At 67.9% G+C, this 20646-nt stretch carries 23 protein-coding genes and 1 tRNA gene; 13 read left to right on the forward strand and 11 right to left on the reverse strand.

Translation table 11 applies throughout. The annotated features are described in order from the left end of the window. Nucleotides 1-3: 3 nt before the first annotated feature. Nucleotides 4-957, reverse strand: a complete 954-nt coding sequence (gene wzm / locus WA670_RS05380) for a galactan export ABC transporter permease subunit Wzm/RfbD (RefSeq protein ID WP_134664093.1) — start codon at nt 955-957, stop codon at nt 4-6. 114 nt (nt 958-1071) lie between these two features. Here wzm and WA670_RS05385 point away from each other — a divergent pair, with 114 nt between their 5' ends. Both WA670_RS05385 and WA670_RS05390 read left to right on the forward strand, forming a co-directional pair. Next, nucleotides 1072-2331 (forward strand): polysaccharide pyruvyl transferase family protein, encoded by a 1260-nt coding sequence (locus WA670_RS05385; RefSeq protein ID WP_336157039.1) that lies wholly within the window; start codon nt 1072-1074, stop codon nt 2329-2331. A 65-nt stretch (nt 2332-2396) separates the two neighbouring features. Further along, entirely contained in the window at nt 2397-3560 is a 1164-nt protein-coding gene (locus tag WA670_RS05390; protein WP_336157041.1) for an epoxide hydrolase family protein, read from the forward strand. Here the strand turns inward: WA670_RS05390 and WA670_RS05395 are convergent. Next, entirely contained in the window at nt 3557-4135 is a 579-nt protein-coding gene (locus WA670_RS05395) for a bacterial proteasome activator family protein (protein WP_336157042.1), read from the reverse strand. The two genes, WA670_RS05390 and WA670_RS05395, sit on opposite strands and share 4 nt — an antisense overlap. Nucleotides 4136-4235: 100 nt before the next feature. On the opposite strand from WA670_RS05395, the gene WA670_RS05400 reads away from it, so the two are divergent. After that, a complete protein-coding gene (locus WA670_RS05400; protein ID WP_037807172.1) occupies nt 4236-5435 on the forward strand; it encodes a cysteine desulfurase-like protein in 1200 nt (399 codons plus the stop codon). A gap of 9 nt (nt 5436-5444) precedes the next feature. Here the strand turns inward: WA670_RS05400 and WA670_RS05405 are convergent, their stop codons facing one another. Together WA670_RS05405 and ypfJ are read right to left on the reverse strand one after the other, a co-directional pair. Beyond that, nucleotides 5445-6422: an NAD(P)H-quinone oxidoreductase gene (locus WA670_RS05405; RefSeq protein ID WP_037807175.1), complete on the reverse strand. Its 978-nt coding sequence runs from the start codon at nt 6420-6422 to the stop codon at nt 5445-5447. 20 nt (nt 6423-6442) lie between these two features. After that, nucleotides 6443-7375 (reverse strand): KPN_02809 family neutral zinc metallopeptidase, encoded by a 933-nt coding sequence (gene ypfJ, locus WA670_RS05410; RefSeq protein ID WP_043837760.1) that lies wholly within the window; start codon nt 7373-7375, stop codon nt 6443-6445. 514 nt (nt 7376-7889) lie between these two features. Between ypfJ and WA670_RS05415 the strand changes: the two genes are divergently transcribed. The 3 genes from WA670_RS05415 to WA670_RS05425 all read left to right on the forward strand — a co-directional run bounded on the left by WA670_RS05415 (nt 7890) and on the right by WA670_RS05425 (nt 8788). Continuing rightward, nucleotides 7890-8381 carry a MarR family winged helix-turn-helix transcriptional regulator gene (locus tag WA670_RS05415; RefSeq protein WP_107050862.1) on the forward strand — a complete coding sequence of 164 codons (492 nt, stop codon included), beginning with the start codon at nt 7890-7892 and terminating at the stop codon, nt 8379-8381. Between the two features lie 2 nt (nt 8382-8383). Continuing rightward, nucleotides 8384-8468: transfer RNA gene (locus tag WA670_RS05420), tRNA-Ser, on the forward strand. 122 nt (nt 8469-8590) lie between these two features. After that, entirely contained in the window at nt 8591-8788 is a 198-nt protein-coding gene (locus tag WA670_RS05425) for a KTSC domain-containing protein (RefSeq protein WP_200864486.1), read from the forward strand. 8 nt (nt 8789-8796) lie between these two features. On the opposite strand, the gene WA670_RS05430 is transcribed toward WA670_RS05425, so the two are convergent. Then, nucleotides 8797-9078 carry a DUF2277 domain-containing protein gene (locus tag WA670_RS05430; RefSeq protein WP_037807183.1) on the reverse strand — a complete coding sequence of 94 codons (282 nt, stop codon included), beginning with the start codon at nt 9076-9078 and terminating at the stop codon, nt 8797-8799. 92 nt (nt 9079-9170) lie between these two features. On the opposite strand from WA670_RS05430, the gene WA670_RS05435 reads away from it, so the two are divergent. Continuing rightward, nucleotides 9171-10112 (forward strand): Ldh family oxidoreductase, encoded by a 942-nt coding sequence (locus WA670_RS05435; RefSeq protein WP_037807185.1) that lies wholly within the window; start codon nt 9171-9173, stop codon nt 10110-10112. Between the two features lie 197 nt (nt 10113-10309). Here WA670_RS05435 and WA670_RS05440 read toward each other — a convergent pair whose 3' ends face one another. Continuing rightward, nucleotides 10310-10531 (reverse strand): RNA-binding S4 domain-containing protein, encoded by a 222-nt coding sequence (locus WA670_RS05440; protein WP_037807659.1) that lies wholly within the window; start codon nt 10529-10531, stop codon nt 10310-10312. A gap of 13 nt (nt 10532-10544) precedes the next feature. After that, complete coding sequence (locus tag WA670_RS05445) at nt 10545-11294, reverse strand: trypsin-like serine peptidase (RefSeq protein ID WP_134664081.1); 750 nt, start codon at nt 11292-11294, stop codon at nt 10545-10547. A gap of 66 nt (nt 11295-11360) precedes the next feature. Here WA670_RS05445 and WA670_RS05450 point away from each other — a divergent pair, with 66 nt between their 5' ends. Beyond that, the gene (locus WA670_RS05450) at nt 11361-12197 is read left to right on the forward strand and encodes an SDR family NAD(P)-dependent oxidoreductase (protein WP_134727931.1); all 837 of its coding nucleotides are present in this window, start codon (nt 11361-11363) and stop codon (nt 12195-12197) included. A 121-nt stretch (nt 12198-12318) separates the two neighbouring features. Then, nucleotides 12319-12975, forward strand: a complete 657-nt coding sequence (locus tag WA670_RS05455) for a hypothetical protein (protein ID WP_336157045.1) — start codon at nt 12319-12321, stop codon at nt 12973-12975. Between the two features lie 499 nt (nt 12976-13474). On the opposite strand, the gene WA670_RS05460 is transcribed toward WA670_RS05455, so the two are convergent. Both WA670_RS05460 and WA670_RS05465 read right to left on the reverse strand, forming a co-directional pair. Then, nucleotides 13475-14131 (reverse strand): response regulator, encoded by a 657-nt coding sequence (locus WA670_RS05460; RefSeq protein ID WP_037807194.1) that lies wholly within the window; start codon nt 14129-14131, stop codon nt 13475-13477. Then, nucleotides 14128-15720 (reverse strand): sensor histidine kinase, encoded by a 1593-nt coding sequence (locus WA670_RS05465; protein WP_336157184.1) that lies wholly within the window; start codon nt 15718-15720, stop codon nt 14128-14130. Before WA670_RS05465 ends, WA670_RS05460 begins: the two co-directional genes overlap by 4 nt. Nucleotides 15721-15904: 184 nt before the next feature. On the opposite strand from WA670_RS05465, the gene WA670_RS05470 reads away from it, so the two are divergent. From WA670_RS05470 to WA670_RS05485, 4 genes are all read left to right on the forward strand, one after another. Then, the gene (locus tag WA670_RS05470; RefSeq protein WP_037807196.1) at nt 15905-16708 is read left to right on the forward strand and encodes an ABC transporter ATP-binding protein; all 804 of its coding nucleotides are present in this window, start codon (nt 15905-15907) and stop codon (nt 16706-16708) included. Continuing rightward, entirely contained in the window at nt 16698-17573 is an 876-nt protein-coding gene (locus WA670_RS05475; protein WP_336157046.1) for an ABC transporter permease, read from the forward strand. Before WA670_RS05470 ends, WA670_RS05475 begins: the two co-directional genes overlap by 11 nt. A gap of 1 nt (nt 17574) precedes the next feature. After that, a complete protein-coding gene (locus WA670_RS05480; RefSeq protein WP_037807201.1) occupies nt 17575-18630 on the forward strand; it encodes an ABC transporter substrate-binding protein in 1056 nt (351 codons plus the stop codon). A 199-nt stretch (nt 18631-18829) separates the two neighbouring features. After that, the gene (locus WA670_RS05485) at nt 18830-19543 is read left to right on the forward strand and encodes a G1 family glutamic endopeptidase (RefSeq protein ID WP_043837749.1); all 714 of its coding nucleotides are present in this window, start codon (nt 18830-18832) and stop codon (nt 19541-19543) included. Nucleotides 19544-19586: 43 nt separating this feature from the next. Here the strand turns inward: WA670_RS05485 and WA670_RS05490 are convergent, their stop codons facing one another. Further along, nucleotides 19587-19907: an antibiotic biosynthesis monooxygenase family protein gene (locus WA670_RS05490; RefSeq protein ID WP_336157049.1), complete on the reverse strand. Its 321-nt coding sequence runs from the start codon at nt 19905-19907 to the stop codon at nt 19587-19589. 43 nt (nt 19908-19950) lie between these two features. Further along, nucleotides 19951-20625: a DUF1345 domain-containing protein gene (locus WA670_RS05495; RefSeq protein ID WP_106961501.1), complete on the reverse strand. Its 675-nt coding sequence runs from the start codon at nt 20623-20625 to the stop codon at nt 19951-19953. Nucleotides 20626-20646: the final 21 nt, after the last annotated feature.

Genomic DNA, 20646 nt, shown 5'->3' on the forward strand with positions numbered 1-20646 from the left:
CTGTCACACCCAATACGAGACGCGAGACCGGTAATTGCGCATAGCGACGAGCGCGAGCGCCCATCCGACGACGGTGATGCCGCCGACCACGACCCAGCTGGTCCAGCTCACCGCCTGCCCGATGAGCGGCGACCGCACCACCTGCATGTAGTGGTAAAGCGGGTTCAGCTTGATGATCGGCAACGCCCACGACGCGCCGTCCCGCGCGCCGCCGGACAGCAGCTGGTCGACCGGCCAGACGATCGGGGTGCCGTAGAACATCAGCTGGATCAGCGAGTTGATCAGCTGCGGAATGTCGCGGAACCGGGTCGAGATGATGCCGAGCAGCAGCGCCGCCCAGCCCGCGGTGAGGGCGAGCAGCACGAACCCGGGAATGGCGAGGAAAATGTTCCAGCTCAGGCCCGGGTGGCAGTACTTGTCCGGAGTGCAGACGCCGTCCTTCGACCCCAGCGAATACGGGGAATCGAGCGCCGAGAAGAAAATGATCAGCAGCACGACGTAGACGATCATGTTGTGCGCCAGCAGCAGCGTCTGCCGCCAGATCGTGCGCAGCACGTACACGCTGAGCGGCGCGGGGACCTGTTTGATCAGGCCCTCGTTCGCGATGAACGTCTCCATGCCTTCGGTGAGGCAGCCCTGGATGAAGCCCCAGATGATGAAGCCGGTGGAGAGGTAGGGCAGGAACACCTCGATCGGCGTCCGGAACAGCTGCGAGTACAGCAGGCCGAGACCGAGCGCGATGACACCCTGGCTGATGGTGATCCAGAACGGCCCGATGATGGACCGCCGGTACCGCTGCTTGATGTCCTGCCAGCCGAGATGGGTCCACAGCTCGCGGGAGGCCAAACCGGTCTTGATGTCGTCGATCGCACGCCCGAACGTCTTGCTGTCCGACGACGGTGGAACCGGAGTCGAGACATCGGGTTCGGCTGCGTGAACCGTGCTGGTGGCATGCACGTGGACGAGGGTACCGATGGGGCGCGCCGGGCTAGGCTCGACCCGTCGCGCGGCCGCTTCGTCCCTTCTCACCCGTGCTGTCTGACAGAGTGTGCGCGACGTTACGATAAGCCAATGCCGGTCCCCGAAATCAGCACTTCGCACCCGGAGTCTGTTTCTTCGCGTGCGCAGTATCACCTGGTCGCACCTGTGGGCCACCCCAACTACGGCGACGAGCTCATCACCGCGGGCTGGCTGGCTTATCTCGCGGAGACCGCTCCGGACGCCGACGTGTGGGTGGACACTCACTCGCCGGGGCCGGCGAGCGTCCTGCTCGACGGCATTCACCCGCGGGCGAAGTTCACCGACACTTTGTGGCGGCTGTGCTGGGAAGCTCCGGACGACGATCCTTGGCGCGCCGCCGCCTGGGTGCGCGACGCGGTGCACAACCCGGGCATGATGCCGCGGCTGCACCACAGCATCGAACTGCTGGCGAAGGCCGACGTCGTGCACGTCGTCGGCGGGGGATACATCAACAAACTGTGGCCCAAGCAGATCGGCCTGCTGGCAGGCGCGGTCGCCGCGGTCGAACGGTCCGGCGGCCGGGCGGCCATGACCGGACAGGGCTTGCAGCCGGCCTGTGAAGGCTCGGTCCCGCTGCTGAAGGCGCTCGCCGACCGGTTCGAGGTGGTCGAGGTCCGCGACGGTGCGTCAGCGGATCTGCTGGGCCGCCCGGTCGGCCTGGACGACGCCTTCCTCGCCATCGGGCCGGAGCGGTACGACCACGCCGAAGACCTGCCCGAAGTGATGCTGTGCCTGCAATCCGACCTGGTCGAGGTCGGCATCGGTGCGGTGGCCGGCGCGGTGCTTTCCATGCTGCGCGCGTGGAAGACGGACCCGGCGAAGATCGGCATCGTCGAAGGCGTGCCCCGAGTCGACCGTGAAGTCTTTTCGTTGCTCGAACGCGAATTGCCGGGTGCGCGGTTTTATCCGTTTTCGCACATTTGGACGCATGGCCTTCCCGTCGGGCCGGAACAAACCTGGATTTCCACCCGATTCCACATTCACATGCTGGCTGCCGCGGCCGGGGCCTCCGGCGTCGCGGTGAGCATCCACCCGGACTATTACGCCACGAAGCACCGTTCCCTCGCCGAGCTCGGTTCGAACTGGACGCTGCTCGAAGACCTCTCCCAGGTCCCAGACCGCCCGACCGCGGGCGGCTACGCGGAAGAGACGCTGGCTGACTTCAAGAACAGCAAGCGGAAGGTCGCCGAGCAGGTTTACGCGCCGGTGGTCCGCCCGGTCCCCGAGGAGCCCGAACCGGAGCCGGAGCCGCTCGCGCAGGAGGAGCCGCCCGCTCAGCGGCGACGGTGGGCGCGGCGGATCCGCAACTGAACGGACGGGAAGCCCTCGTCGATTGAGGACCGGAACAGTCCGCAATCCTCCCTAACGTCGTCGCCATGACCGAGACCCCGTTCCGGATCCACATCCCGCAGTCCGACCTGGACGACCTCCACCGTCGTCTCGCCGACGCGCGCTGGCCGGACGCCTTCGACGACCCGGCGTGGGAGCTGGGCGTTCCGGTGCCCGAAGTCCAGGACCTCGCCGACTACTGGCGCCTGGGCTTCGACTGGCGCGCCCAGGAAGAACGCATCAACGGCTTCCCCCAGTTCACCACCACCGTCGACGGCGCCACCATCCACTTCCTGCACCTCAAATCCCCCGAACCGAACGCCATCCCGCTCATCCTCACCCACGGCTGGCCCGGTTCGATCGTCGAATTCCTCGACCTCATCGGCCCCCTCGCCGACCCCCGGGCGTACGGCGGCGATCCGGCCGCGGCGTTCCACGTCGTCGTTCCCTCTGTGCCCGGGTTCGCCTTTTCCGGGCCGACGCCTGACCGCGGCTGGGGACCGGCTCGGACGGCGCGTGCGTGGGCGGAGTTGATGTCCCGCCTCGGGTATCAAAGCTTCGGCACCCACGGCGGCGACTGGGGTGCGTTGATCTCCCGCGAACTCGCCGTCCAATTCCCGGAGCGGATCATCGGGGCGCACGTGACGATGCTGCCGTCCGCGGTAGCGCGCAGCGAGGCCGATCTGGAAGGGCTCAGCGGGGCAGAGCTGGCGAAAGGGCAGCGGTCACTGGAGAAAGCGCGGGCCTTCCAGCAAACCGGCGTCGGCTACGCGATGATCCAGTCCACCAAGCCGCAAACGCTTGCCTACGGTCTCACCGACTCCCCGGCCGGGCAGCTGGCCTGGATCGCGGAGAAGTTCCGGGCTTTCTCGAACACCGACCACGACCTGATCGACCGCGACGATCTGCTCGCCAACGTCTCGCTCTACTGGTTCACCCGCACCGCCGCGTCGTCCTCGCGGATCTACGCCTACCAAGACGTCCAGTGGGGCGCACCGCTGCCGAAGTCGACCGTGCCGACCGCCGTCGCGGTGTTCCCGGACGACATCGGGCTTCCGCTGCGGCACCTGGCCGAGCGCACCGACCGGATCGTGCGGTGGACCGAACTTCCGCGCGGCGGGCACTTCCCGGCGCTCGAAGAACCCGATCTGCTGATCGGGGATCTTCGAGCGTTCTTCGCCGCGGAAAGCCCGGAGAGCCCGGAAAGCTAGAGGTACTGCCCGGTTCCGGTGATGCCGTGCCCGTGCCCCTCGCCCGGGTGGCCGCCGGAACCGGACGACCCCGCGGGCAGGCCGCGGCGCATCTGCTCCAGTTGCACCCGCGCGGCCATCTGCTGGGCGAACAGCGCGGTCTGGATGCCGTGGAACAGCCCCTCCAGCCAGCCGACCAGCTGGGCCTGCGCGATCCGCAGTTCGGCGTCCGAGGGGGTTTCGTTGTCGGTGAACGGGTGCACCAGGCGCTCCAGTTCCTCGCGCAGCTCGGGGGCGAGGGCCTCCTCCAGTTCGCGCACCGACGTCTGGTGGATCTCGCGGACCCGGTTGCGGCTGGCGTCGTCCAGCGGCGCGGCGCGGACCTCCTCCAGCAGCTGCTTGATCATGGTCCCGATGCGCATCACCTTGGCCGGTTCCTCGACCAGGTCGCCGACGGACTCGTTTTCCTCGCCCTCGGGTGCCGCCTGCGCGGTGCCGACCGGGACGCCGTCCGGTCCGACGACGACCACGCGCGGCGCGTCCGCGTCCCCGGCTGCGCCCGTTCCCCCGAAGTTCGGCTCGCTCATATGCTCCATCCCCGTCGGTTGGCGGTCCTGACCCGAGCCTAGCGGCCGTTCGGGCAGTTCTGCCCAACCCCGCGGCAACCGCGAAACCGCACGTCCGTACGGTGTCCCCATGGCGTTCGACGTCGCTCGTATCCGTGGGCTCTTCCCCGCGCTTGGCGACGGCTGGATTCACTTCGACGGCGCCGCCGGAATGCTCGTGCCCGAACAGGTCGCTTCGGCCGTTTCGACAGCTATGCGGGCTCCGGTGTCCGGCCCGGGCGGAGCGTTTCCGGCCTCTCAGCGGGCGGAAAGCATCGTCACCGCGGCCCGCCGGGCCGTGGCCGATCTGGTCGGGGCGGACCCGGCCGCCGTCGTGCTCGGCCCGAGCGCGCCGGTCCTGTTGCGCCGTCTCGTCGACGCGCTCGCCGAACGCTGGACGATCGGCGACGAGATCGTCGTCTCGCGGCTCGACGAAGAGGCCAACATCGCGCCGTGGCGGCGTGCCGCGAAACGCGTCGGCGCGGTCGTGCGCTGGAGCGAGATCGACATCGAGACGTGCGAACTGCCCGCGTGGCAGTACGAGAACCTCGTGTCCGCGCGGACGAAAGCGGTGTCGGTGACGCTGGCGTCCGGGTCCGTCGGGACCCGGCCGGACGTGCCGACGGTGATCGAATTCGCCAAGCGCGTCGGGGCGCTCGTCGTGGTCGACGCGACCTACGCCGCCCCGTTCGTGCCGCTTGACCTGCAAGAACTCGGTGCCGACGTCATGGTCGTCTCCGCTCCGTCGTGGGGCGGACCGGCGGTCGGCGCGCTCGTGTTCCGCGATCCGGAGCTGCTGGAGCGCATCTCGTCGGTATCGCTCGACCCGGCCGCGACCGGTCCCGCGCGGCTCGAACTCGGCCCGCACGCGTACCCGCTGCTGGCCGGGGTCGTCGCGTCCATCGACTACCTCGCCGGCCTCGACGACGCCGCGACCGGTTCCCGCCGCGAACGGCTCGTGACGTCGCTCGGCTCGGCCAAGTCGTACCACGCGGGCCTGCTCGCGCAGCTGTCCACGGAACTGCGCTCGCTGCGGCACGTGATGGTGATCGGCGACGCGATGCGCCGGATCCCCGCCCTCGCGTTCGCCGTGGCCGGCGCCAAAGCGTCCCAGGTCGCCGAATACCTGGCGTCGCAAGGACTCTGCGCGTTCGCCGACGACGGCACCAGCGGCGTGTTCGCGTCGCTGGGCGTCGGCGAGGTCGGCGGAGCGGTGCGGATCGGGCTCGCGCACTACTCCAACGTGTTCGAGATCAACCAGCTGGTGCGGGTGCTCGAAGAACTGCGCTGAGGCGCCGCGTCACGACTTCGCGGCCAGCAGGACCTTCCCGAAGATGCTGCCCTCCTCGAGCATCCGGTGCGCGGACGCGGCCTCGGCCATCGGCACCACGTCGCCGACGATCGGCTGCACCGAACCCTGTTCCACCAAGGGCCACAAGCGATTCCGGACATCCGCGACGATCGCCGCTTTCTGGTCCAGCGGGCGGGCACGCAGCCCAGCCGCGAACACGCTCGCGCGTTTGCCCAGCAGCTTGCCGATGTTCAGCTCGCCCTTGATCCCGCCCTGCATGCCGATGATGACCAGGCGGCCGTCGGTGGCGAGCGCGTCGACGTTGCGGCCAAGGTACTTCGCGCCCATGTTGTCGAGGATGACGTCGGCGCCCTTCGTCTCGGCGCGCAGCACCTCGACGAAGTCCTCTTCCTTGTAGTTGATCGTGAGGTCCGCGCCGAGTTGGCGGCAGCGTTCGAGCCGTTCGGGCGAACCCGCGGTGACCGCGACGGTCGCGCCGAGCGCCTTGCCCACCTGGATCGCGTGCGTGCCGATGCCGCCCGCGCCGCCGTGCACCAGCAGGACCTGGCCCTCGCCGAGACCGGCGTGCATCACGACGTTCGCCCACACCGTGCAGGCCACCTCGGGCATCCCGGCCGCGGCGACCGTCTCGATTTCGGCGGGCACCGGCAGCAACTGCCCGGCCGGGACCGCGACGCGTTCGGCGTACCCGCCGCCGGCGAGCAGCGCGCACACCTCGTCGCCGACCTGCCAGCCCTCGACGCCCTCGCCGAGTTCGGCGATCGTGCCGGAGCATTCCAGGCCGAGGATGTCGCTCGCCCCAGGCGGCGGCGGGTAGTTGCCTTGCCGCTGCAGCAGGTCGGCGCGGTTGACCGCACTGGCCGTGACGTCCAGCAGCACCTCGCCGGGCCCGGGTTCCGGATCGGGGACCTCGGTCCATTCGAGCACGTCAGGGGCACCGGGTTCGCGGATCGTGATCGCGTGCATGCGCCCGACTGTATCCCGGGTCAGCCGAGATCGTTGGTGCTGAAGGTGTTGCAGCTCGCGGGCTGGCCGGTGCGGTAGCCGGTGGTGAACCACTTCTCGCGCTGCGCCGAGGTTCCGTGCGAGAAGCTCGACTTGTCGACGTGGCCGTTGCCGAGGTTCTTCTGGATGTAGTCGTCGCCGATCCGGGACGCGGTGTCGAGCGCGCGCGAGATGTCGTCCTGGGTGACGTCCTGGACCAGCGGTTTCCCGGAGCTGGTCGGGGTCGTGCTGGCGTGGTTGGCCCAGACGCCCGCGTAGCAGTCGGCCTGCAGTTCCAGCCGGACCGAGCCGGACGTCGGCCCGGTGCCGGTGCCGCGCTTGGACGTGCCGGTGAGGTTCTGCACGTGGTGGCCGTATTCGTGGGCCAGCACGTACGCCTCGGTGAACAGCCCGCCCTTCGCGCCGAAGCGGGTCTTCAGCTCGTTGAAGAACGACAGGTCGATGTACACGTACGAGTCGGCAGGGCAGTAGAACGGGCCGGTGTCCGACGTCGCGCCGCCGCAGCCGGTGCGCACGCCGCCGGTGAAGAAGCGGGTCGTCGCCTTGCGGTAGGTCTGGCCGGAACGGGAGAACTCCTGCGTCCAGTAGTCCTGGATGGAGTTGACGATCGCCACGATCGCGCAGTCGTGGTCGCGGTTCGCGTCGGCTCCGGTCTTGCACTTCTTCGCGAGCGTGCCGGCGTCCAATTGCTGCCCGGACTGGACGTCGCTGAGCCCGATCCCGCCCGCCGCGGGCGAGGTCCCGGTGCTGGGAATGCCGCCGAACTGGGAAAACAGGAAGTAGATGACCAGGCCGACGAGGCCGAGCCCGCCGCCGCCGATGGCCACGCGGCCGCCGATGCCGCCGCCCCCGCCGCTGCCGCGCATGTCCTGGATCTCAGAGGCGTCCAGATCCGCGTTGTCGTCGAATCGCACGCGGAAAGGGTAGCCGCAAACCTGGAAACAAGGCTGGGTGCGGCCCCTGCGCTGGGGGCCGCACCCAGGTACTACCGAGGTTTCGTTGACAGCGGTTGGCCACCGGCCGGGCTGGCGTCCGGCGCTGCCTTCGCGGTGCCGAGGCCGCGAAGAGAAGCAGCGGCATAACGACGCCGGTGCGCGTGGCCGATGCCGGAGCGCACGGGGTGCTCGTGCTGTTCGCAATCGCGACCGAACCGGAACGGGGCCGTGCCGATCGCGGGGACACAGCGGGCGGTCAACCGCGGGAACTACCTGCCATGCCACCACCTGGCCTTTCCCGGGGGGAGACCGGGGCCGGCGTGCCCTTCGGCGCGCTCCGGGATCCTCGTCGTCCCTCCGCTGTCTCCCGAGGATGCGCTTCTTCGCGCCGAGTCTCAACCTTTTCGTAACCCTCCATTGGGGGAAGTTCGGCCGGAAATTTCACGGCGGGCCGAAACAGCGGCGGCGAAACCGGCCTTCTAGGCTTCCGGATATGAGCGATGACCAGGACGTGCGCTGGCTCGACCCGGCAGAACAGCGCGCCTGGCGGGCCTACATCGTCGCGTCGCTGCGGCTGCGCCAGCGGCTGCACCGCGAACTGTCCGAAAGCCACGGCATCTCGCTCGCCGACTACGAGGTCCTGGTGTGCCTGAACCTGGCCCCGGACCGGTGCACCCGGATGACCGAACTGGCGGCGCAGCTGGGCTCGACGAAGAGCAGGCTGTCGCACCAGATCGGCAAACTGGAGGTCGCCGGGCTGGTCACCCGCCGCCCGGACCCGGAAGACAAACGCGGGGTGCTGACCGAGCTGACCGACGCCGGCCAGCGCGTACTGGACAAAGCCGCGCCGACGCACGTGCGCGGCGCCCGCGAGCACCTCGTCGACCTGCTGACGCCCGACGAGCAGACGGCGATGGCCACGGCGTTCACCCGGGTCCTCGAACACCTGGACGACGTCGAAGGACGGCGCGATACCCTGACCTAGAAGGAAGCGTGGCAGAGCGGCCGAATGCAGACGCCTTGAAAGCGTCCGTAGGGAAACCTACCGGGGGTTCAAATCCCTCCGCTTCCGCTTGACGCCTCGAGTGTCCGGCCCCGGATTCCGCGCATCCCGCGGGAGACGGGGCCGTTTTTCTCCGGCTGCCGGTCCCGCGTCCGCGCGGGTACCCTGACCGTGCTGTGCGCCGGGTTCCCGTGGAGTCTTCCGTCATTCGCGACGTCGGCTACGACGCCGCGAAGTCGGTGCTGGAAATCGGGTTCCGCAACGGCAGCGTCTACCGCTACCACCTCGTGCCCGCGCGGGTGCATCGCGAGCTGATGGCCGCCGAGAGCCCGGGGCGCTACCTCAACCAGGAGATCAAGCCGAGGTTTCCCGGGCAAGAGGCGGAGTGATTGCGGCGTCAGGCTTTCTTGGCCTCGCGCTGGGCGATCCGCGCCTGGACCTCCGGGCGGCGCAGCGGCGGCACGGTCGCGGGCGGCTGGCGGCGCTGCGGGAGTTCCTCCAGCAGCCGCGCGGTGATCTGGGCGATTTCGGCGACCGCCGCCTCGAACGGTTCGCGCGTCGCGTCCGAAAGGGACTGCACCCCGGTCACTTTGCGCACGTACTGGCGTGCCGCGGCTTCGATCTCGTCCGTGGTGGCGGCGGGCTGCAGGCCGCGGAGCGTCGTGATGTTTCGGCACATGCGCTTCAGGGTACGTCTCTGCGGCTGACCGCATCACACTCTAGGGCCAACCTCGTTGACGGGGTCCGAGATCGCCCGGCAACCTTGATGAAGTGCCCCTCAGACCGCGTGCTCCCCGGCTCAGCCGCCCCGTCCCGGAAGTTCCCGCCGACACCCCGATTCCCGAGCAGGCCTGGCACCGCGTTCCCGCCGACGAACTGGTCACGCTCGTTTCCGTTGTCCTGATGGCACAAGGCTTTCCCGAAGAGCGTGCGCGTCCGGCCGCGGAAGCGCTGTGCCACGGCGATCTCACCGGCGCGCCGGAAACGGGCGTCGGGGAGTTGACGCGGGTGCATCTGCCCGCGATCGAAAACGGATTGGTCAGTCCTGGTGCTCAGCCGTTGCTGATCGCCGATCGTGGGGCCGCGGCGCTCATTGATTACCGGCGGGCGTCCGGGCTTTGGGCGGTGGGCGACGCGATGGATCGCGCCGTGCAGCGGGCCGGGCGGTTCGGGGTCGGACTGCTGTCGGTGCGTGGGGTGGGGCCGTTCGGGCGGGTCGGGCATCATGCTGCTCGAGCGTTGCCGCACGGGATGATCGGGATTGTGATGGCTGCCGGGGGGTATGCGGATCAGCCGGTGCATCCGTTGGGGATGGCTGCTCCTGCCGGGGCTTATCCGGAGTTTGTGTTCGATATCGATCTTGCTGATGCTGCTCGGAACCCGCAGTTCGCTGGGTTCGCTCTGATGGTGGATGTGCTGGCCGGGGTGTTGTCCGGGGTAGCTGATCATGAGCATGACACCGGGTTGCTGGTGTTGGCGATCGCGCCTACGACGTTGCGTAGTGCGGACGGGTTTTATCGGGCGGCCAGTGCGGTGTTCGGAAGCATGCTCGGGTGGGAAGGGGGTGCGCCGGTGCGGTATCCGGGGTGGCGGGAGGCTCAGTATTTGGAGCAGTGCCGGGCGTTGGGGGTGCCGTTGCCTGGGGCGGTGCGGAGGCAGCTGGATTCGTTGGCGTTGAAGTTGGGGAGGGCGCCGTTGTCTACGGTCGGGTGACTGCTCGTCGCCTGGCGGCGACCTCGCTTGTGGTCGCGTGGGGCACCCCGAAGCTTGATTGTGCTGACGGTCTGGGGGTGCTTGTCAAGGCGGGAAAGATGCCTTGACAAGCACCCCCAGACCGCAGGAGAGCTTCGTATCGGGGTGCGGGGGAGGTGTGGGTGCCTCGCTCGTTTGGTGTGCTGGCTGCGGTTTGCTTAGTGTTCCAGCGAGACTCTTGCGTTTTCGGTTCCGACTGTTACTACGTCGCCGTCTGCTAGTTGGCGGCCTCGGCGGGTTTCTACTTCGCCGTTGACCGTTACTTCTTCTGCGTCGATCAGGTCTTTTGCGTGCGAGCCGTTGTCCGCGAGGTCGGCCAGTTTCAGGAATTGGCCCAGCCGGATCGGCTCTCCGGTGATCGGGACGTCGCGCGTGCTCATGGGACGCATCATGTCACGGCATCGTCGTCGCTCGGTTGTACAGATCGGCGATCTGGTCGTCGAAGTAGCTCGAGTACGAGATGTCGTCGGTGTAGCCGCCTGCTTCGTAGCCGCCGATGACGCCTACTACGGTGCCCGTTTTCGTGTCGGGGGACGGGTCGGCTACCAAGGGGCTGCCGCTCGTGCCGGTGGCGAAGCCTGGGCAGTCGACTCTGATCTGGTGTTCGTCTTGCTGCTGGGTGTGTGTTTCGCAGGTGGCGACCTCGTCGACGCCGTCCGGGTAGCCGGCGACCGTCACGGGGCGCGCGAAGGGGCCGTTCGTGCCTAGTTGGTTGGCTCCCGTTACCGCTTCCAAGGGTTCGGGGGAACCGTCTTGGCGGGCCGTTGCGAAACCGACATCGAGGTTGGGATCGGACGAGTCGATCCAGCTCTGTGCGACCAGTTCGTTCCCGACCTGCCAGTATCCGTAGGGCGCGACGCCGTCGTGGAAACCTGGGGCGAAGGTGACATTGGCCAGGTAACCGCCGCCTTCGCCGTCGTGGAGGCAGTGTGCGGCGGTGAGCAGTTCGTCGCCTCGGGGGCTGTGCACGACGCTCGCTGTGCAGTAATGCGAGCCGTCGACGAACAGTGCGCCGATGGACGCCTGGATCGGTTTCGCCGGGGTCGACGGGGCGACCGCTGGTTCCGCTGCGTGCTCAGCACAAGCCACGATGGTCCCGCTCGCACTCATTAGTGCGAACAGCCCGATCACCGTGCGCCGCATGCCACCTCCAGTACTGGTCCTCGTCACTAGTATCAGAGAACGCGGTGAGACCAGGGTGGGGAGACGATGAAGGACTTCTCGAACAAAGTCGCAGTGATCACCGGAGCGGGCTCGGGCATCGGGCGGGCGCTGGCGCTCGAACTCGCGTTGCACGGCGCGCTTCTCGAACTGTCCGATGTCGACGCCGAAGGGCTCGACGGCACCGTGCGCGAAGCCCGTGAACGCGGGGCCGAGGTGCGCGGGCATTCCCTCGACGTGGCTGACCGGGCCGCGGTTCTCGCCCATGCCGAGGACGTCGCGCGGGAGCACGGTCGGGTCAACCTCGTCGTCAACAACGCGGGCGTGGCGCTCGGCGCGACGGTCGAGGACATGACGTTCGAGGATTTCGACTGGCTGCTCGGCGTCAACCTCGGCGGCGTCGTCAACGGCACGAAGGCATTCCTGCCGCACCTCATCGACTCCGGTGACGGGTACGTCGTCAATATCTCCAGCGTGTTCGGATTCGTCGGAGTGCCTACGCAGAGTGCCTACAACGCGGCGAAGTTCGCCGTTCGCGGATTCACCGAGTCGCTGCGCGAAGAAATGCTCGCGGCGCGGCATCCGGTCGGCGTCAGCTGCGTGCACCCGGGCGGGATCAAGACCAACATCGCCCGCAACGCGCGTGGCGGAGCGGCCGGCGACCAAGCCAAAGCGGCGGCCGGATTCGACAAAATCGCCCTTACCACACCGAAGAAAGCGGCTGAGACCATCCTGCGCGGCGTGCGCAGGCGGTCCGCGCGGATCCTCATCGGACCGGACGCCTACGTGATCGACGCGATCCCGCGCGTCCTCGGTTCGGCATACCAGCGTCCGCTCGCGGTTTTGGCGCGCCAGGGACTCAAACGCATCGAGCGGAACGGATAACTCGTCGCGACTGTCCGCATTCTTGATCACCCGATGGAGTTGCATTTTCACCGAAACCCTCGGGAATGTCGCAGAATGCTGCCAGTCCACTCGTGTGTCCGCACCCCGGAGGTAGCCCTCGATGCTGCGCCTTGCCGAGCGCCGATTGGCCGCGCCCGCCGACCGCGCCGCCGGGGAACTGGTCGACCGCACCGGCATCATCGCCGCGAGCCTGCCGCGCGGGCCCCGGCTGCCGGACGAGGCCGCGCCGGAGACGAGCTGCGAATCGACCCAGCAGATCCCGGTGATCGCCGGGTGCGCGCCCGCCGAGGAACGCCCGCGCGCAGTCGCGTCGCGGCGCCGCGCCCGGGTGTGGGTCGGCGCCGGGCTGGCCGTGATCCTGGTCGGACTCGGCTGGCTGGCCGGAGGATTCTTCACCGGCGCGCTGCCCGGGCAGCCCGCGGATGACGCCGTCGTGCAGGCTGAACAGCGCGTTCCGATCGCGGAGCAGCAGATTCCCGTGCCGTCGACGATCACGCCGCCGGTGACGCAGACCGCGCCGCCGGTCACGGTGTACGTCCCGGTGCCCTCACACGACACCCCGGTGCGGCGGCACAACCCGGTCCGCTCGACCACGCCGCGCGCGACGTCGGCTCCGGATTCTTCGGAGCAGGCCGATCCGCGCGCGGACCTCGCGACGCCCGCGCCCAGCAAGACCCCGGCGCGGACAGGCATCGACCAGTTCCTCGACTGGAAACCGTGGCTCGACGCGGCGCAGCGGATGGCTGGCGGTCGCTGAGAATCAGCTAGTGGACGCTGGCTGGGGTTGACGGCTGCTGCAAGAGCATGGGGCTGTTGACTGCGGTTGCTGGGCGGGCCGAGGTCGGCGAGCGGGCTGGTTGCGGTTGCCGGGCGGGCCGAGGTCGGCGAGCGGGCTGGTTGCGGTTGCCGGGCGGGCCGAGGTCGGCGAGCGGGCTGGTTGCGGTTGCCGGGCGGGCCGAGATCAGCAAGCGGGCTGGCTGCGGTTGTCGGGTGGCTGAGGTCGGCAGGCGCGCTGGTTGTGGTTGCTGGGCGGGCCGAGGTCAGCGGGCGGGCTGGTTGAGGTTGCCGGGTGAGCTGAGGTCGGCGAGCGGGCTGGCTGTGGTTGTCGGCCGGGCTGAGATCAGCAAACGGGCTGGCTGCGGTTGTCCGGTCAGCTGATTCGCCGCTGGCTTGCGGCCGCGCCGGGGTCAGCTGCGGCACCTTCGACGGTCGGCAGGCGTGCGGTGGTTGCGAGGGCAGCCGCGGGGCGTCGGGGGTCAGCCGATCCAGTCGTATTCGTGTTCTGGGCGTCCGGTCGCGCCGTAGCGAAGGCGCATTTCCACTGCTCCCGACTCCGCCAGCGCCGTCAAATAGCGTTGCGCCGTGGCACGGGCCATGCCGAGTTCGCGGGCTACTTCGGCGGCCGAGAGCGGGGTCGGCGAACCGCGCAGTCGCTCTGACACCAGGCGGGCCGTCGCGCTTGACTGGCCCTTTGGCGTCGCCGCGCGGTCCTGGTCGTGGAGGGCTCGGAAGGCGCGGTCGACGTCGTCTTGGGACATCGGGCGTTCGGTCGTGACCAGGCCGCGGTATCGGGCGTACGAGGTGAGGCGTTCCGACAGCTGGCGCGTCGTGAACGGTTTGATCAGGTAGTTCAGGGCCCCTGCGCGGATGGCGGCGGAGATGGACGCGGCGTCGGTGGCTGCGGACAGCACGATGGTGTCCGTTTTCAGGTCGGGCAAGACGGAAAGGCCGGGCTCGTCCGGCAGGTAGACGTCCAGCAGCACCAGGTCCGGGGCCAGTTCGCGCACGCGGGCGCGGGCTTCGGCGGCGGTGTGCGCGACCCCGGCGACGGTGAAGCCCGGTACCTCCGACACGAATCCCGCGTGCACGCCGGCGACGCGGAAATCGTCGTCCACGATCAGGGTGCGGATCATGCGTCGGTCTCCTCGGGTCGGTCTAGCAGGCCGGGAAGTTTGGCGACGAACAACGCGCCGGTCGTCGCGCCGCCGGGGTCGGCGAGCCATACGTCGCCTTCGCGGGCCCGGGCGGCTTGGCGGGCCAAGGCCAGTCCGAGGCCGTGTCCGGGACTGAGCTTTGTGGACACTCCCTCGTCGAAAAGCTTGTCCATTAACGCATTGTCGATTCCTGGTCCGCTGTCCACAACGGACACGTGCAAAGTGGAGCCATCGGCGAGCAGGCCGACCTCGACCCACGCGGGGCGGCGCGGGCCCATGCGGGCGGCGTGCAGGGCGTTGTCGACCAGGTTGCCGATCACGGTGCCCGCGGCGATCGGGTCGGTCACCGAGGCAGGGACCCAGGCGTCGTCGGCCAGCCGCAGTTCCATGCCTTTTTCCTGCGCCTGCTCGGTTTTCGCGACCAGCAGGGCTTGCAGGTACGGATCGGTCACCCGGTCGTCGAGCGGTTCCGCGCGCGAGGCGGTGGTCTCGGTGAGGGTTTGCAGGTATTCCTCGGCTTCGGCGTGGTGGCCTAGTTGCAGCAGGCCGGACAGTGTGTGCAGGCGGTTCGCGAACTCGTGCCGTTGCGCGCGGAGGCCGTCGGACAGCGAGCGGATGCCGTCGAGTTCGCGGGTGAGGGTGTCGAGGTCGGTGCGGTCGCGGAAGGTCAGGACGGTGCCCAGCGCGCGTTCATCCCGTTGCACGGCACGGGAATTGATCACCAGGACCCGATTTCCGGCTACCGCCAGGAGGTTGTCCACGGGCCGTCCTTCGGCGACGGCTTTGTGCACTCGCGGGGACAGGTCCAGGTCCTCCAACGGTGCGCCGACCGGGAGCGGGGTGCCGAGGAGCCGTTCGGCTTCATCGTTGCGGACGGTCACCCGGTGTTCCGCGTCGACGGCCAGCACGCCTTCGCCGATGCCATGCAGGACGGCTTCGTGTTCGTAGAGCAGTTCGGTCAGTTCGTGGGGTTCGAGGCCGTGGGTGACGCGGCGCAGACGGCGGTTGAGCAGGGCCGATGCACCCGCGCCGATCAAGAGCGCACCGCCACCGAAGACCATGGTCAGGATGAAGAGCCGGTTGAAGTCGCCGGTCAGCTCGCCGACGCGGTAGCCGACGCTCACCTCGCCGACGACCCGCGAGCCTTGTTTGATCGGGGTCTTGCTGCGCACGGACGGTCCCAAGGTGCCCGCGTTGAACTCGCTCACCACGTCATTGCCCGCGATCACTTCCTCCCACGGCGTGCTCACCTGCTTGCCGACCTCGGACAACGTGGGGTGGGCAAGCCGGATGCCGTGATCGTCCGTGATGACCACGAACAGCAGCGCATCGTCGGTCTGGGTCTCCGCCTCGACTCGCTGCTGCAGGTCCGGATTGGGTTTCCGGGAGGCCGCACCGGCGATCACCACGGGTTCCGTGGCCACTGATTTCGCGATCGCCAAGGCGCGTTGGCCGTACTGTTCGGTCAGCGTCGTGCGCAGGAGCCAGCTGATCAAGGCGACGCCGAGGCCCACGACGAGGACCACCACGCCGATCTGCAACAGCAGCACCTGACGGGTGAACCGCATCCGCGGAAAGAGCGCCCACTTCGGCATGCCAGGGAACATACCCCCAGCTCAGCGCTGTGCGCTAAACGAGCAAAACGTGGAGAACGCGCAGAGCGCACGCAGAACGTCGACAAGCTTCTCCGCCGCGAAACCCGAACTTAACCTGCCTCGAGCGAGTCCCCACCGTGACGAAGGAGTCACCTCGATGGCCCCACTCATCGAACTGATCGGCGCCACCAAAAGGTTCCCGAGCGGATCAGGTTCTGTCCACACCGCTGTCCGCGAGCTGACCATGACCGTCGAACCGGGGGAGTTCGTCGCCGTGGTCGGGCCGACCGGGTGCGGTAAATCCACCACGTTGTCCCTGGTCTCCGGGTTGCAGCCGCCGTCGGCGGGCCGGGTCGTCGTGCACGGTTCCGACGTGAAGTCCATTCCGGACGGCGTCGGCTACATGTTCCAGACCGACGCGGTGATGCCGTGGCGTTCGGTGCTGGACAACGTCGCGTCCGGACCGCGGTTCCGCGGTGCGTCCAAAGAGGACGCTCGGAAGAAGGCCGCCGACTGGATCGGCCGCGTCGGGCTGGCCGGGTTCGAGAAGTACTACCCGCACCAGCTTTCCGGCGGGATGCGCAAGCGTGTCGCGTTGGCGCAGACGCTGGTCACCGAGCCGAAAATCCTGCTGATGGACGAGCCGTTCTCCGCGCTCGACGTCCAGACTCGCGCGTTGATGCAGGACGAGTTGCTCCGGCTGTGGTCCGGTACCGGAGCCGCGGTGATCTTCGTGACGCACGACCTCGACGAGGCGATCGCGTTGGCGGACAAGGTGGTCGTGCTGACCACGAGCCCGGCGACGGTCAAGGACGTCTTCGAGATTCCGCTGGAGCGGCCGCGCAAGGTGGAAGACCTGCGGCTGACCGAGGAATTCCGCAAGCTCTACTCCGACATCTGGGAATCGCTGCGCGGCGAGGTCGACAAGGCCCGCCAGAAGGGAGCGACCGGTGTCGCTTGAGACTCAGACCGCGCCGGCGCCGGTCTTCGAAACCGAACAAGACATTCTCTCCCGGGCGAAGCGCTCCGCCGGTCGGCACAAGCGCAACGTCTGGCTGCTGCGGCTGGCGATTCTCGTTGCCTGGCTGGGACTGTGGGAGATCGCGGGCCGGTTCTGGATCGACCCGTTCTTCTATTCGATGCCGTCGAAGATCTGGGAACGGCTCACCGAATGGTTCACGGCCGGGACCGACTTCGGGACCATTTGGTACCAGATCCTGGTGACCGTCGAGGAAGCCGTGATCGGGTTCGTGCTCGGCGCGGTCGCTGGCGTGATCTGCGGCGTCATTCTCGGTCGCAGCGCGTATCTCGCCGAGGTGCTGGCCCCGTTCATCAAGGCAGCCAACGCGATGCCGCGCATCGTGCTCGCCGCGCTGTTCGTGATCTGGTTCGGCCTCGGGCTGTCCTCGAAGGTCGCGACGGTGTTCGTGCTCGTGTTCTTCGCGGTGTTCTTCAACGCCTTCACCGGTGCCCGCGAGGTGGACCGGAACCTGATCGACAACGCCCGCATTCTCGGTGCGACGCGGTGGCAGGTGCTGCAGTCGATTGTGCTGCCCAGTGCGACGTCGTGGATTCTTTCGTCGCTGCACGTCGCGTTCGGTTTCGCGCTGATCGGTGCGGTCGTCGGTGAGTACACCGGCGCCAAGGCGGGCATGGGCTTCCTGATCGCGAACGCGCAGGGCACGTTCGACACCGCCGGGGTTTACGCCGGGATGATCGTGATCATGGTCGTCGCGCTGTTCGCGGAATGGCTGATCAGTTCGGCCGAGCGCAAACTGCTGCGCTGGCGTCCGCAGGCTTCGGCCCAGGCGAGCCAGGGGATCTGACATGCGGCTGAAAAGGACACTCGCGGTCGCGGCGGCCGCGCTGGTGACCGTGGCCGGGGTGAGCGCCTGCCGGGATTCCCGGGAGATCGACCTCGGCAACGGCGGACGCCCGCACATCAAGATCATGGTCGGCGGACTGTCCAAAGTGATCTATCTGCCGGGGCAGCTCGCGAAGCAGCTTGGCGAGTACCAGAAGCAGGGCCTTGACGTCGAACTGTTCGACCAGCCGTCCGGGGCCAACGCGGAAACCTCGCTGCTGGCCGGGGAAGTGCAGGGCGTGGTCGGGTTCTACGACCACACGATCGACCTGCAGGCCAAGGACCAATGCATCACCAGCGTGGTGCAGTTCGCGAATGTGCCGGGGGAAGCGGAAATGGTCGCGACCCCGAAAGCCGGGCACATCAAGTCCGGCGCGGACTTCCGCGGAAAGAATCTCGGCGTGACGTCGCTGGGGTCGTCGACCGACTTCCTCACCAAGGCGCTCGCCAGCCGCGGCGGCGTCGGCAGCAAGGACTACACGCCGGTGAAGGTCGGGGCCGGGCAGACGTTTATTTCTGCCATGCAACAAGGTTCGATCGACGCGGGCATGACCACCGACCCGACCATCGCGCAGCTGACCAACACCGGACAGGCCAAGGTGCTCTACGACATGCGCACGCCGGAAGGCACGCGCGCGGCGCTGGGCGGGCTTTACCCGGCGAGTTCGCTGTACATGAGCTGCGAAATCGTGAAACGCTATCCGGACGTTGTCCAGAAACTCGCCAACGCTTATGTGAATTCGCTGAAGTGGCTTTCCACGCACACCGCGGAACAGGTGGCGGATCTGATGCCGCCGTCGTTCGCGGGCGGAGACAAGGCGTTGTACATCAAGTCGCTCAAGGACAGTCTGCCGATGTTCACCAAGGACGGCCGGATGGACCCGTCCGGCGCGCAGAACGTGCTGAAGGTGCTGGGTGCGTCTTCCAGCAACGTGAAGCCCAAAAAGGACAAGATCGATTTGTCCAAGACGTACACCACCCAGTTCGTGGACGCCGCGCACGCCCGTACGGCGCGGTAGTCCACTTCGGAAGGAGTCCGTGCCGGCCCGCTGCCTCCCCAGGCGGGCGGGCACGGACTTCCGTGTACACAAAGGAGAATCGGGACATTTGGTGAAGATTTCCCGAGATGTGAATACCCTTCGAAAGTAGCTACCAACCCGGGCGAGCGAAATTCAACACTGGTACGCGCAGGCACTCCCGTGACCAGATTGGATGCCCATGAGTTCACGATCTTTCCGTCGTCCCCTCGGATTGCTGGCGGTCGGCGCGTTCGCGGCCGCGACCCTCGTGGCAGGCGCGGGAGCCGGGCCCGTGACGTTCGGCAAGCACTTCCACGGAAACCACTACTCCGGCGGAAACTGGGGCGGCTACGTCAGTTTCGGCAGTTTCACCACCGCGACCGCGGGCTGGACCGAACCGGCGGCGACCTGCAATTCCAGCAACGACCTGTTCGCGCCATGGGTCGGCATCGACGGCGACGGATCGTCCTCTGTGGAGCAGACCGGCGTCGCGACCGACTGCTCCAGCGGCAGCCCGCAATACCAGGCGTGGTACGAAATGTACCCGGCCGCACCGGTTTACTACTCGGCTAGCGAGGCTCCGGTGAAGGCGGGCGATCACATCACCGCGACGGTCACGCGCAGCAACAACAGCTACAAACTCGACCTGAAGAACGACACCCAGGGCTGGACGAAGACGACCACGCAGTCGTTGAACGCGAAGCACTCGTCGGCGGAGGCGATCATCGAATCGCCGTCCGATTCGTACCCGGCGATCAACGGCGGCGTGAAGTTCGACGGAGTCAAGTTCGACGGCAAGAACCTCGCCGACACCAGCCCGCAGGGCCTCAACGCGGACGACGGCGGCAGCGCGACCTGGACCCCCGGCGCGATCGGCTCGGACGGCCAGAGCTTCACCATGACCCGTCAGTAAAAAGCAAGGCCCCTGAGGGAATCCGATTCCCTCAGGGGCCTTTTCACGGACGTTCGAAGCGGTAGGCGCGTTCGACCCGCGAGACTTGGACGTCGAACTCGCGATACCACTCAGCCCGGCCCTGGTTGCGGGTTTCGGTGTGCTCCAGGTTGCTGCGCCATCCGGCGATGGATTCCTCGTCCTGCCAGTACGACACGGTGATGCCGAGCCCGGACTCGTCGCGGACGGAGTTGATACCGAGGTAGCCGGGCTGTTTCGCGGCGAGTTCGGCCATGTAGGCGGCGCGCTCGGCGTAACCGCGGTCGCCGTCGGTGCGCCGGGACGTGAAGATCACCGCGTAGTACGGCGGTTCGGGAAGCTCCATGGCCGGAGATATACCGGTCGGACGCGGGCGAGGCCAGCGGGTTTCAGCCTTGGAGGCCGTTGACCGCCCAGGCGAATACCATCAGCGCGAGCAGCAGCGAGATCCCGGCCTGGACCATCATGGTCATTTTCGCCCAGATCCGCAGCGGCATGACGTCGGTCGGGCTGAACGCGGTGGCGTTGGTGAACGACGTGTAGAGGTAGTCCAGGTACCGCGGTTCCCATTCGGCCTTGGCCATCGACGGGTCGCTCATCTGCGGAAACTGCAGGTCGGGGAAGTCCGCCCGGCCCGCCGCGCGCCGGGCCGGGCCGCCGCGGTCGAACTCCCAGTACCAGAGCGAGAAGACGACGATGTTGGTCCAGTAGATGACTACGCCGCTGATCAGCACCTGCACCGCGTGCCCGCGTTGCGCGCCCTGTGCGATCCCGATCACCAGCTGCACCGCGGACGCGCCGTTGAGCACGCTGACGACGGCGAGCGCGGTCAACGCGACCATGCGCTCGACGATGTTGAACTCGGTGAGCCGGCCCGGGTTCAGCAACAGCAGCGCGATGATCAGCACCGCGGTCAGCGAGGGCAGCAGCCACCACGGGTGCAGCACCATCTCGTCAGGCAAGGCGAGCTGCAGGGCCAGAGTCCCGATGACGACGGCCGCCGCGGGCCACCGAGTTTCGCCTTTGGTCGCCCGCCGCCAGGCAGGCACTGGTTTATCAGCCACGTGCACACGGTAGGACGGTGT

It is taken from the genome of Amycolatopsis sp. VC5-11 (genome assembly GCF_037034185.1).
Classification (GTDB): domain Bacteria; phylum Actinomycetota; class Actinomycetes; order Mycobacteriales; family Pseudonocardiaceae; genus Amycolatopsis; species Amycolatopsis nivea.